At 45.1% G+C, this 12,838-nt stretch carries 12 protein-coding genes; 8 read left to right on the top strand and 4 right to left on the bottom strand.

Features of this window, described 5'->3' with window-relative positions:
* Positions 1–16 precede the first annotated feature (16 nt).
* The 6 genes from TW84_RS12910 to TW84_RS12885 all read left to right on the top strand — a co-directional run bounded on the left by TW84_RS12910 (position 17) and on the right by TW84_RS12885 (position 8,016).
* Positions 17–1,543 carry a tripartite tricarboxylate transporter permease gene (locus TW84_RS12910; RefSeq protein ID WP_045976050.1) on the top strand — a complete coding sequence of 509 codons (1,527 nt, stop codon included), beginning with the start codon at positions 17–19 and terminating at the stop codon, positions 1,541–1,543.
* Between the two features lie 102 nt (positions 1,544–1,645).
* Positions 1,646–3,073 carry a TolC family protein gene (locus TW84_RS12905; RefSeq protein WP_045976049.1) on the top strand — a complete coding sequence of 476 codons (1,428 nt, stop codon included), beginning with the start codon at positions 1,646–1,648 and terminating at the stop codon, positions 3,071–3,073.
* Positions 3,074–3,082: 9 nt separating this feature from the next.
* Positions 3,083–4,057 carry an HlyD family secretion protein gene (locus tag TW84_RS12900; RefSeq protein WP_045976048.1) on the top strand — a complete coding sequence of 325 codons (975 nt, stop codon included), beginning with the start codon at positions 3,083–3,085 and terminating at the stop codon, positions 4,055–4,057.
* Between the two features lies 1 nt (position 4,058).
* Positions 4,059–5,219, top strand: a complete 1,161-nt coding sequence (locus TW84_RS12895; protein WP_045976047.1) for an ABC transporter permease — start codon at positions 4,059–4,061, stop codon at positions 5,217–5,219.
* On the top strand, positions 5,216–6,340 hold the full coding sequence (locus tag TW84_RS12890; protein WP_045976046.1) for an ABC transporter permease: 1,125 nt from the start codon (positions 5,216–5,218) through the stop codon (positions 6,338–6,340). The genes TW84_RS12895 and TW84_RS12890 overlap by 4 nt, the downstream gene beginning before the upstream one ends.
* A gap of 176 nt (positions 6,341–6,516) precedes the next feature.
* Positions 6,517–8,016: an EAL domain-containing protein gene (locus TW84_RS12885; RefSeq protein ID WP_045976045.1), complete on the top strand. Its 1,500-nt coding sequence runs from the start codon at positions 6,517–6,519 to the stop codon at positions 8,014–8,016.
* Between the two features lie 31 nt (positions 8,017–8,047).
* Here the strand turns inward: TW84_RS12885 and TW84_RS12880 are convergent, their stop codons facing one another.
* Both TW84_RS12880 and TW84_RS12875 read right to left on the bottom strand, forming a co-directional pair.
* A complete protein-coding gene (locus TW84_RS12880) occupies positions 8,048–8,485 on the bottom strand; it encodes a DUF3859 domain-containing protein (RefSeq protein WP_045976044.1) in 438 nt (145 codons plus the stop codon).
* Complete coding sequence (locus tag TW84_RS12875) at positions 8,464–8,907, bottom strand: ATP-binding protein (protein WP_084720231.1); 444 nt, start codon at positions 8,905–8,907, stop codon at positions 8,464–8,466. Before TW84_RS12875 ends, TW84_RS12880 begins: the two co-directional genes overlap by 22 nt.
* Positions 8,908–8,985: 78 nt before the next feature.
* Here TW84_RS12875 and metA point away from each other — a divergent pair, with 78 nt between their 5' ends.
* Positions 8,986–9,927 carry a homoserine O-acetyltransferase MetA gene (metA, locus tag TW84_RS12870; RefSeq protein WP_045976043.1) on the top strand — a complete coding sequence of 314 codons (942 nt, stop codon included), beginning with the start codon at positions 8,986–8,988 and terminating at the stop codon, positions 9,925–9,927.
* Here metA and TW84_RS12865 read toward each other — a convergent pair.
* Entirely contained in the window at positions 9,914–10,726 is an 813-nt protein-coding gene (locus TW84_RS12865) for an alpha/beta fold hydrolase (protein ID WP_052707924.1), read from the bottom strand. The two genes, metA and TW84_RS12865, sit on opposite strands and share 14 nt — an antisense overlap.
* A 44-nt stretch (positions 10,727–10,770) precedes the next feature.
* Between TW84_RS12865 and pilW the strand changes: the two genes are divergently transcribed.
* On the top strand, positions 10,771–11,526 hold the full coding sequence (pilW, locus tag TW84_RS12860) for a type IV pilus biogenesis/stability protein PilW (protein WP_240478181.1): 756 nt from the start codon (positions 10,771–10,773) through the stop codon (positions 11,524–11,526).
* A 236-nt stretch (positions 11,527–11,762) separates the two neighbouring features.
* Here the strand turns inward: pilW and rlmF are convergent, their stop codons facing one another.
* On the bottom strand, positions 11,763–12,815 hold the full coding sequence (gene rlmF / locus TW84_RS12850; RefSeq protein WP_045976040.1) for a 23S rRNA (adenine(1618)-N(6))-methyltransferase RlmF: 1,053 nt from the start codon (positions 12,813–12,815) through the stop codon (positions 11,763–11,765).
* Positions 12,816–12,838: the final 23 nt, after the last annotated feature.

Genomic DNA, 12,838 nt, shown 5'->3' with positions numbered 1-12,838 from the left:
CAGTAAGGAATAGCAAATGTTAGATGGAATCTTACAAGGTCTTTCGACCGCAGTGATGCCGATGAACATCATGATGGTGATCGTCGGTTGTTTCGTTGGTACTTTCATCGGTATGTTGCCTGGCCTTGGCCCAATTTCAGCCATTGCTTTGATGATACCCATTACGTACGGCTTAGATCCTTCATCAGGTCTAATTTTGATGGCTGGTGTGTATTACGGTGCCGTGTTTGGCGGCTCGACCTCTTCTATCCTGATCAACGCTCCGGGTTGTTCTTCTACCGTTGTGACCGCTTTTGATGGCTACCCAATGGCACAGAAAGGTCAGGCAGGTAAAGCGCTGGCACTGGCTGCCTACTCGTCATTCACGGGTGGTACTCTATCCGCGATTATGCTGCTTGTCGCGGCGCCTGCTCTCGCAAGCGTCTCACTTAGCTTCCAGTCATCTGACTACTTCGCACTGATGCTATTAGGCCTATCAGCCGTTGCGGCCTTTGCTGGTAAGGGTCAGGTCATCAAAGCTTGGATGATGACCATTCTAGGACTGATGCTGTCCACGGTAGGTATCGACAAAGGCGTTGGTGTTGAGCGCTTCACGTTTGGACTGACAGACTTAATGGATGGATTCAGCTTCCTGCTGTTGGCTATGGCGACTTTTGCATTAGGCGAGACCTTAATGGGCATCCTTAAACCAGAAAAAGACACTCGCAACGAAGAACAAAGCAAAATGAGTGACATTGGCAGCATGAAAGTCACCAAAGAGGAAATCAAAGAGGTCGCGCCTGTTGCGATTCGTTCTTCCATATTGGGCTTCTTTACCGGCGTGTTGCCAGGCGCTGGTGCAACTATCGCAGCTTTTCTGAGCTATGGTATGGAACGTAACCTAGCACCTAAAGATAAAAAAGAACAATTTGGTAAAGGCAGCATCCGCGGGTTGGTTGCTCCAGAGTCAGCGAACAATGCAGCATCAAGTGGCTCATTTGTACCGCTTTTAACCTTGGGTATTCCAGGTTCAGGCACAACAGCGATCATGTTAGGCGCACTGATTGCTTATGGTATCCAACCGGGCCCACGTCTGTTTGTCGAGCATCCTGACGTCTTCTGGTCAGTCATCATCTCGATGTACTTTGGTAACATTGTTTTAGTTATTCTCAACTTGCCACTGATTCCTTATATTTCCAAGTTGTTGGCAGTCCCTAGAACCGTGCTATTACCAATGATTTTGTTCTTCTCTATTACTGGTGTTTACCTAGTGTCATTCAACACTATGGATGTCTTCATCATGTTGTTGATTGCGATAGGTGCCATTGCACTAAGGCTAGCTAATTTCCCTCTCGCTCCACTGTTGCTTGGTTTTATCCTTGGCGGATTGATGGAAGAGAACTTACGTCGGGCATTAATGATCAGTGACGGAGAACTCAGCTTCCTATGGGAAAGACCTATTTCAATGACCTTTACCGTGTTAGCCGTATTGGTATTGTTTAGCCCTATTATCGTTAAGCTGTTTCAAAGACTAAAACCTAGTCCTGTTAAAGCGGAGCAATAAACACCCATTCTAAGGAGGCAATTTAGCCTCCTTTGTTACCTCTATTTGCCAACAATATCAGTTAGAGTTTATACTCTATTTTTTACAAGTAGAGTTCATTGTATGTCGCTGCGTCCTATTGCCTTGATAATTGGCTGCCTTAGCTCATTCCCGTTTGCAGCCCATTCTGCGGCAATCAGTTTTAGTGAAGCTTGGCAGCTATTGCAAAACGAAAACAATTCGTTAGCTGCACAAAGAGCGAATGTTGACCGATATCAACACTTAGAAAATGCGACGGCTAACCTGAACCTACCATCAGTGACGATTGGGGCAAACTACACGCGCTTAGATACCGATGTCACTCTATCGGGCAACCAATTGCTTGAAAGTACTCATGGCACCTTACCCAGTGTTGGTAGTCTCTCACTCCCTCCTTCATTACTCTCAGGTCTCGGTCAACTGTTTACCGATCTAGGTAATACAACGTCTACGATTACCGAACGGGACATTTTTACGTCTTCTATCAGAGCCATTTGGCCTATTTTTACTGGTGGTCGAATTACTGCAGCACAATCAGCCGCACAAGGTAAATCAGAGGAAGCGCAAAGCCAACTCGCTATGGAGACTCAAGCGCGGTACGAAGACTTAAGCAAATACTATTTTAGTGTCTTGCTAGCGAAAGAAGTGGTCGAGACACGCCAGTTGGTAGAAAGCGGCTTAAAAACACACAGGGACAACGCACTTAAATTAGAGCAGCAGGGACAAATTGCTCGAGTTGAACGCCTTCAAGCAGAATCCGCACTCGATCAAGCGACCATTGAACGCAAGAAGGCACAAAAGAATCTTGATATCGCACAGACAGCGCTGACTCAAATACTCAGCCAATCTTCAACGGTTGAGCCACGCGACCATCTGTTTATCAACGACACACTCCCCCCAATGGACGCATTCATTAACCAAACTCTCATCACCTACCCGGGTTTGTCGTTGCTTGATGCAAAAGAGAAGCAGGCTCGGAGTCTGATCAAAGCAGAAAAAGGGAAATATTACCCTGAGGTCTACCTGTATGGTGATTACAGCCTGCATGAAGACGACTCACTCGCTAGTCAGATGAAACCAGATTGGCTGGTTGGCGTTGGCGTCAGTATTCCACTCATTGAGTCAACCGGTCGCTCGGATCAAGTTAAAGCGGCTCATAGTGCTGTATCTCAAGTGCAGTACCTCAAAGCACAAGCCAAACAAGATTTAACCGTGCTAGTGCAAAAGACTTATCTAGAAGCGCAGCAAGCTCAGGAAGAAGTGCTCGGACTTAACTCCAGCATTGAGCTGGCTGAAGAAAACATCAAACTACGAGAGAAAGCTTTTTCTCAAGGCCTTTCTACCTCGACGGACGTCGTTGATGCTCAGCTTTACTTAGCCAGTATCCAGACACAGAAATCAGCTGCAAGCTTTAACTACTTAATATCATTATCAAAGCTTCTTGCCTTATCGAGCGAAATGAACACATTTCAGCAATATCAGCAAGCCTCTATCAACACTTCAAACCTTTAGGATACCAAGATGAAAAAAGCCAAACCAATTGTCCTGACTGTTGCAGCTTTAGCCATATCGTCTTGGATTGGGTACAGCTTCTATCAAGCCTATCAACCAAAGCCAGTGCGTCTGCAGGGGCAAATTGAATCACAACAATACAGCATTTCTTCCAAGGTACCGGGCCGTATCGACAAGGTGCTGGTTCGCAAAGGTGACAAAGTAGAAAAAGGCGAGTTGATCTTCACTCTCCATAGCCCAGAAATAGAGGCTAAACTGGAACAAGCCATTGCTGGTCAGAAGGCCGCAGGCGCACTCGCTCAAGAAGCAGAAAAAGGCGCAAGAATACAGCAAATTCAAGCGGCAAAAGATCAATGGCAGAAAGCCAAAGCCGCCTCTCAATTAATGGAGAAGACCTACCTTCGGGTTAACAATCTCTACAAAGATGGCGTCGTCGCTGAACAAAAGCGCGATGAAGCCAAAACTCAATGGGATGCAGCAAAATACACCGAAAGTGCCGCCTATCAAATGTACCAGATGGCTCATGAAGGCGCTCGCGACGAAACCAAGGTTGCGGCTGCAGAAAAAGCACGCATGGCAGCAGGCGCCGTTGCCGAAGTCGAAGCTTATGCACAAGACACACAAATCGAAAGCTGGTTTGAAGGGGAAGTCTCACAAGTACTATTGCAAAGTGGTGAGCTGGCTCCTCAAGGTTTTCCTGTCGTAACCGTCATTGATACGAACGACTCCTGGGCAGTACTGAATGTCCGCGAGGATCAGCTTCGTCATTTTACTAAAGGTCAGCGATTCAATGCTTATTTACCCGCACTTGGCCATTCACTGGAATTTGAAGTGACACATATCGCCGTCATGGGTGACTTTGCCACTTGGCGTTCAACCGATGCCTCACAAGGCTTCGACTTACGCACATTTGAGGTCGAGGCTCGCCCATTGACGCACAAGGATACCCTGCGCATGGGCATGAGTCTGGTTGTTGAGTTGTAACATGGCTGATTTATTCGCCACGCAGTGGCGCATACTGCAACGAGACCGATGGTTGCTCTCGTGTCTGACATGGATACCGCTTGTTTTGGTCGTATCAATCTGGGCGATATTCTCTCAAGGTATCGCAAGAGACCTCCCCATTGGCATTGTCGATTTATCCCATAGTCAACTTTCAAGACAGCTTAGTCGCAACTATGATGCGACCTCCACGTTGTCTGTCGCTCATCACTTTACTGACATTTCCCAAGCAAAGCATGCATTGGTTTCAAGCCAAGTGTATGCATACGTGATTATTCCGAATAATTTTGACAAAGACATCTATCGCGGCCTGCCTCCAAAGGTGAGTGCATTCTACAACAGCCAAACGATATTGATTGGTAAGCTAATCAGCTCAGCGTTATTACAAGCCCACACGACATTCAATGCGCACATTGATGCATCAAAAGCGCTTGCCAAAGGAAACCATACCTTGGGCTCTGCAGTAGGCAATGCACTTCCAGTGCAAACGCAAATTACACCTCTGTTTAACAAAAACACCAACTATGCTCAATTCCTAGTCTCTGCAATTGTTCCCGCTTTGTGGCAAATCATCATCGTGGTTTCAACCATATTAGTGTTGACCGCCAATCACAGAGACAGAGGTTTGGCTCATTGGTTAAACAGAGCCCCAACCACACAGTGGTTTTACACATTGCTGCCTTATTTCCCCGTATTTATGGCGCAAGGTTTCACTTTTCTTTGCTGGTTTTATCTGGGTTTTGATTGGCCAATGAATGGCAGTTTACTGGTGCTGATGTTTGCTCAAGGGCTGACAGTGATAGCCTGTATGATCATGGGCAGTTTTTTCTTCTTTTTAACACTCGACCCTGCGCGCGCAATGAGTTTTGCAGGGGCATTTACTGCGCCCAGTTTTGCTTTTATGGGCATCACTTTTCCAGTCACTGACATGAACCCAATCGCACAGTTCTGGCGAAGTTTGCTCCCTATCAGCCATTACATCGAGGCTCAAGTAAGCCAAGTCAGCTATGGGCAACTTGGGGTTACCACGGCGCTACATCTGTTACCAATGTTAGGGTACCTGCTGCCCGCATTACTATCGGTATTTTTGATCAACAAGCATCTATCCCACCATCACAGCCTCAATATAAAGGGGGCCAAATGACATTTAAAGAAGTGTTCTACGCTGAATTCAAAGCGCTTCTAACAAATCCGGTTGTAATGCTCACGGTATTTGGAGGTGTTGTGTTTTATTCTTTCCTCTACCCGCTCCCGTATAGCCAACAAACCCCGAGAGAGCAAAAAATCAGCATTGTTAACCTTGATCAAAGCCAGATAAGCTTCAAACTGGAACGCATGGTGGATGCGACACCACAAGCCAAGGTTGTTCAACGAGATTACACCATCGAATCAGCGCACCAAGCTTTTCTCAGCGGTGAGGTCAGTGGTTTTTTAGTCATTCCTGAACATTTCTATAAAGATTTGTTGTTAGGAAAAAGCCCAACGCTCTCTTTCGCCGGAGATGCTTCCTATTTTTTGGTTTACGGCACCATCGTTGAGGGATTGGCCCAAGCTGGTGGAACACTGGCCGCACAAACTAAGGTCTCTCGTTTGCTCTTGGACGGCACCCCTATGGCGTTGGCGAGTGAGCAATATGCTGTAACCACACTCAATCTGAAACCGACATTTAATCCGCGTCTCGGTTATATCGATTACGTTGTTCCTGCGGTGTTTGTTCTCATTCTGCAGCAGACAATGGCGATGGCTTCTGGCTTGGTGACAGGCAGCCAAAAAAACGGGACAGGTTATTGGAGCTCAACCCAACCCATCACATTGCTTCTGGTTAGATTCAGCCTGCTTATCGGTATTTACTATCTCCTGAGCATGTTCTACTTCGGGGAAAGTTTCTCGATGCATGGCGTCAACCAACTAGCCAATATCACTCAGCTAGCGGCGTTATTGTTCCCATTTCTTTTTGCATCCTGCGCCATCGGCATCTGGCTCGGTACAATCGTTCCAAGACGAGAGCTCGTCACCTTGGTGGTACTCATAAGCTCTATGCCTTTAATTTTCAGTGCAGGCTTTATCTGGCCATTAGAAAGTATCCCAACACCGATAATCTGGATATCACAACTTTTTCCTAGCACTCCCGCTATTCAGGGGTTTCTCGCATTGAATCAAATGGGGGCCACTTGGGATCAGATTTCCTCCCAATGGATTTTACTCTGTCTCCAGTGCGTTTTATGGGGGGGGCTAGCCTTAGTTAGCTATCGGAAATGGCGTTAACAAAGGTTAAAGTCATGTCAGCCCTCACTGCATGTGCAATAATAAACTCTGGCCGACATCAGATTTTGGTTAGTTAGCCATAGAATCGATCAGCTGATGCAAATGGCAGGTTATAATCTATGATCGGTTCTATATACTAGAATCCAATTAAGCCTCATCACAAGCAATTATCCAATATGAATAAAACAGCACCTTTGCTCAATTTAACTTTTGAAACCAAATCTCTGCTTGCTTATATATTGATACCGCTTGTCATTGTCTTCCCTGCCTCACTTTATCTCGCCTATCAGGGAATTAACGACAGTTTAAAAAACATCGCTGTGACATTTCAAGAAAGAATAGAAGATGTCATCACTGAACTAAAAGACGAGAACGCTCAGGCGATGAGGTACCCTGAACGTTGTAAATCCATTCAAGAAGACCTTCTGTTTGAAAGCTACCTAAGAGAATTAATTATTGTTCAGGATGGCATTGCAATCTGCTCCTCTAAACGTGGCGAGCTTCACTTAGATTTAACAGGTGTATTTCAGCGCAAAGAAGCGGCATCCGGCGTTTTTCTCTTCGATATTAAGGGGGATCCGCGTCAAAGAACAATGGTCGTTGTGACCGCACAAGATAACAGTGATAACAGTGGCGCCTTTGCCATTGTTGACAAAAACTATCTGGTCGAAAGGCTGGGTAAGGTAGAGGATGATAAGCTCAGTTTTATTACAGCTCGATTTGGCCAAAAAGTGTATCCTGCAGATAGAATTTTTGTGTCAGATACGCTTCATTACATATCAACATCACCTCTTTATGGCTTCTCTCTTTTGGTCGAAGCAAGTCCTACATTCATCAAAAGGCGGGCGATTTTTTATGGACTTAGCAGTCTCCCTCTTTCACTACTGATTTCAATCACTCTATTCGCGGTCATGTCTCATATACGAAATAGAGATAGTCTGGCCGATGATTTAAAGAAAGGATTAAAAAGAAAAGAACTGTTTCTCACCTATCAGCCCATTGTAGATAGTCAAACAGAAACTCTGACAGGCCTTGAAGCACTTATTCGATGGCAGCACCCTACATTAGGATTAATCAGACCCGATGTTTTTATACCGCTAGCCGAGCGCCAACAGCTTATAAATACTATCACTGATTATGTACTAGAGCGGGCATTAGCTGATCTTCAGAGCATAGCGAATTTCAAGGGTATACATTTAGGAATTAATGTTCCTCCTTCCTATCTGCATGAAGACAGACATCTTACCAGCCTACAAAATTATGCTAGGCAATTCAGGCATATTGGGATTCAGTTAACCGTAGAAGTGACAGAACGTGAAATACTTGACGACAAAGGTCGCTCTGCGCTCGTTCAACTGCGTAAAAGCGGTATTCTCATCTCAATTGACGACTTTGGTACTGGTCATACCGCTCTTTCCGTCATTCAGAAGACCCAATTTGACTACTTAAAAATTGATAAATGTTTTGTCGATACTATTGGTGTAGAGACGGTTAATTCGGCTGTGTTGAACACTATTATTGATTTAGGTCATCGCCTCGATGTGAAAATGATCGCTGAGGGCGTCGAAACAGAGCAACAAGTTCAGTATCTCGGCGCAATGAACGTTTCCTATCTGCAAGGTTACTATTTTTCTAAGCCTCTAGAATTAGAGGCGCTAAAACAGTCGTGGTTATAAAATGCGCCAGTGCGACACACGGGCGCTATTTTTAAAACCCTCGCCGTTTCCAAAACTCACCCTCATCGCGGCTGTATATATCGAACGTTTTATCAGCGATGAGCTTGCCGCTCATTTCAATAGTCATTCGCCACTTGCCAATATTGGAGTCAAAGCCGTGAATCGGATCCAATAGTTGGATGGTATCACCGAGATAAAAATCCCAGTCGTTACTGCCAATGTGCAAATCACCTGTAAAAGGATCCAACACTTGGCCCTTTTTCCCTAACACTCCGGGGTGTTCAATACAGTACTCAATAACTTGCCCTTTGGCTTTTTTGATATTGACAATCAAACCAAATTCAATATCCGGATCGGCTGGCACTTTTGTTGTAAATTCCTGTATCTTCGGTAGATGCTTTGCCTTCGAGTCCCACTTGCTATAGATGCCGTAAGACGTCAATTCTACTATGGCTGATCTTTTCGCCATTCTTGCCACCGTTTTTTCATTTGTTGAATAGTAACCGATGTTACCCCGTGAATATTGCCATAGTTATCTTTACACTCAATGATTTCAAACTCGGCACCGTATCGCTGTGCCATCTGATAGTAAGGCGCGATTTCCCATCTCATGACAAACGTGTTCGACACAACCACACTTTGCCCATTGAGCAAGCTGTCTCGCGTCATGTACTGACACCAATCATGAGCCTTGGCAATATGTTCTGGTCTGAATTCATAATCACCGTTGTCATCAACAAAGTACATGTCTGCTTCGTAATGATTCACACCTAGAGTTTTAGCCAGAGTACTTTTCCCTGAGCCAGGCAAGCCGCGAACAATGGTCAGTTTTAAGGTCATAAAAATGGTTATATCGAATAATGAAGCGCTGATCTTAGCGTAAATAGGCATAAAAATGCTATCGACATCTCATTTCGTTTGAGTTAACTTTGGAAGTATAGACGTCCAAAAAAGCTTAGGGAGAAAGCTGTGCCGATCAAGATCCCCGACCAATTACCTGCCAGTGATGTATTACGTCAGGAAAACATCTTCGTAATGCCTGAATCTCGGGCATCGACTCAGGAAATTAGACCACTCAAGGTTTTGATTCTAAACCTTATGCCGAAGAAGATAGAAACCGAGACTCAGTTTCTTCGTTTACTTTCCAACAGTCCACTTCAAGTCGATATTGAGCTACTTCGTATTGATGACAGACCAAGCAATAATACGCCGACCGAACACCTTGATAACTTCTATCGTCAATTTGAGATGGTGAAAGGGCGCAACTTCGACGGACTGATTATTACTGGTGCTCCTCTGGGCTTAGTCCAGTTCGAAGATGTTATCTACTGGGAGCATCTACAAGCAATCATGAGTTGGGCGAAGCAGCATGTTACCTCAACCCTGTACGTCTGTTGGGCTGCGCAAGCCGGTTTAAAACTGCTTTATGATTTGCCAAAACGCACACGTAAAGAAAAACTCTCCGGAGTTTATCACCACCAAATTCATCAGCCATATCACCCGATACTACGTGGCTTCGATGATACGTTTCTTGCGCCCCACTCACGATATGCTGACTTTTCTCCAGAGTATCTAGCCGAGCATACTGATTTGGATTTACTCGCCACCTCGGATGTTGCAGGTGTGTATTTGGCCGCAACAAAAGACAAGCGAAATGTATTCGTTACAGGCCATCCCGAATATGACGCGTTTACACTTCATAACGAGTATATTCGGGATCTTGGTGAAGGTATGGAACCCGTCATTCCGGTGAACTACTACCCAAACAATAACCCAGATAACAAACCTATCGCGAGCTGGCGTAGCCATGGCCACCTACTTTTCTCAAACTGGCTCAACTATTGTGTTTACCAGCAAACGCCTTACGATCTGGATCACTTCAGTGAAGCAAACTTTACTAAGGACGATTGAAGTCAGCGATACTGATTAGTTTTTTGATCTCGTTAATCACCTTCGGGGTATTTTGCCACAAAATAAAATGCCCCGCCCCTTGCACCTCTATGAGTTTTTTCTCTGTACCTGTTAAGCGCTGAATCGCAAATATTGAGTTTTTTGGATCGGCAATATTGTCTTCATCACCATGAATCAAAGTCACAGGCACTGAGTCCAGTAAGCCCCAGTCTTTATTGCTCAACTTGGAAAGCTCATCAGCCAGCGGCATCATTTCTCCATTCGACTTTTTCCAGTTGTCAGACAAAAACACACTGACCAACCAAGTATCTGCAAGCTCGTTATACCATTTGGGTTCCTCTAGTTTGGGATCAAAGGCAGGCGCCACCAGCACCATCCCCTGTACAAGATTGGGGAACATTAGGGCAAGATTCAGAGCAATTGGGCCACCAAGGGAATGGCCAATGAGAATGTTAACTTTGTCTTTAGCAAGTAAGGACTCTATCGACTTTGACTGCGAATCCAAATCCGCTGCGAGCGCTTTTGGAGACTGGCCATACCCTACACGATCCATAGAGATAAGCTCGGCATTTTCCAGCAACCATGCATCTTTAAGATACGCTTCATACCCCTCTTTATTACCCGGTGAACCATGTATGAAGATCAACCGATAATGGCTGGCTTGGTTGCCCTTTGCTACATAAGCAACACCACTGCGAGCAAAATGAGTGGTGGTATCCAGATCTGAAGCAATGGACGACTTTATCGATAGCCCAGCGAGGAAGCTTAAAACGGTTGCACCAACGACCTGTTTTCTCACACTTCTTCTCCTTTATTTTCTAGCATAGTTACCAAGTCACTCGCATGATTACGTTCATTTTTACCAGACCGGATAAACCTCGTTATACATTCAGGATACTCGGAACTTTCTTCAGCTATGTTATGCGCTTCTTTTATCTCGTCGTTACCATGCTTTTACCCGCCTGTGTCACAATTGACACTCCATTGGTTACCTCGGATGCACAACATAAGGCCGATGCACGAGTCACATTAGGCTTTGGTTATTTGCAACGAGGCAATAGAGTGAAAGCAAGAAAGAATTTCCAGCAAGCATTGGATCACGCACCAAAATATTATCGTGCTCAATTGGCGATGGCACATTATCTCGACCAAGCTTCAGAGTTCACCCTCGCAGAATACTGGTTTCAAAAAGCGATTTCTCAACATCCTGACAATGGGCAGTTGCTCAACGATTATGGTCGTTTTCTGTGCAAGCAATCTCGCTATCAGGAAGCGAGCGTACTGTTCGAAAGAGCGGTACTGCAACCCAATTATTATTATGTTGCCGACAGCTATGAGAATGCCGCATTTTGCGCATTGAAAGCAGGCCAACCAAAGACTGCCACTCGTTTCTTTGAACGGGCGATCGCTCATGATCCGAGCCGGCCGCAGACCATTTTAAATCTAGTGCAATTGGAAATAAATCAAGGAAAATATGAATCAGCGCAAAACCGTCTAACACTGTTTCATCAGCAGTTTGGCGTTCAGGCACTATCACATCGGCTCATGGTCGAGCTAGAGCTCAAAAAACGTCGACGTTCCGCTTTACCCAAGCGATAAATTTCTCGACAAGTTTATCGTTTTTTCCGTTGGGAGAGTGGAATCTTACGGCGATGGCGGACTCGCGAAGCGCGCTGAATTTTGAGATATTCTTTGTAAACAATATAAATAAACCCGAGTAGGCCAGAGACAAACAGAAGCGCAAAAAAAACAAGTAGACTGTCGCACAGCCAATCAGGTTCACAGGGCATATAAATTTCAAACTCCATATACCCTCCATTAAGTCTTCGACAAGATTAGCTCTTAAGTTTCAGCCACTTTTGGCGTTCGGCTTCCGTTTTAAATGTCCAAGCGATAAATCGGCTCACTTTTTGCCCTTGGCTCATTTCCACCACTTTCACTTCTTTAGCACCCGCTTTTTCGAGGTTTTTTCGCATCCATCGTACATTCTCTTTCTTCGAGATCAACGTAGAGAACCACAGGACTTGCTGCGCAAAATCACGGCTTTCAAACGCCATGTTTTTTACAAACGCGGCCTCGCCACCTGGGCACCAGAGCTCTGCTTTTTGTCCACCAAAGTTAAGTATAGGTGACGACTTAACTTTCATTTGCTCAGAAGGCTGACCACGCTTACTTTTGCTGGACGATAAGTTTTTGATCTTTCTCTCTGTGCCTTGCAGTGCTTCTTCTAGTGACTTATGAAAAGGCGGATTACAGGTGGTTACGTCATAGAACTCGTTTGGTTTGATGATGCCTTTAAAGAAATGACGGCTATCTTTTTGCAATCGAGCTTCAACGCGCCCACTCAGTACCTTATTCGACTGGGCAATGTGATTAGAATTATCAACTGAAACAACATCAACATCAGAGCCTACATAGTGCCAGCCATACTGAGTCACACCAACGATAGGGTAAATACAGTTAGCCCCAAGCCCGATGTCTAGTGCACGAACTTGATTATGTTTCAGGCTTTTGCTCTCTTTGGTTAATATCTCAGCGAGACGATGAATGTAGTCTGCACGCCCAGGAATAGGTGGGCACAAATAACCTTGTGGTATGTCCCACTCTGTGATTCCGTAGTGGTGAGCAAGCAAAGCCCTATTAAGCAATTTAACCGCTAACGGATCGGAAAAATTGATGCTCGACTCGCCCTTGGGATTCTTCACGATATGCTTTTTAAGCTCTGGCAGTGCCGCTGTGAGTTTTGCGAAATCATATCGCCCTTGGTGCAAATTGCGCTTATGCAGACCTTTCTGCCCTTTGATCGTAAAGACTTTCATCTCGCTAGCGTTCAGCGTGCCTTTTCCTGAAGGTTTAATTGCGTTATGGGGGTGACTTGAAGGGGGCATAAAATGTACTTCTATTGACAAAA

This window comes from Vibrio neptunius (assembly GCF_000967495.1).
In the GTDB taxonomy this organism is placed as follows: Bacteria; Pseudomonadota; Gammaproteobacteria; order Enterobacterales; family Vibrionaceae; genus Vibrio; species Vibrio neptunius.
This window is presented reverse-complemented; position numbering and strand designations above follow the sequence as displayed.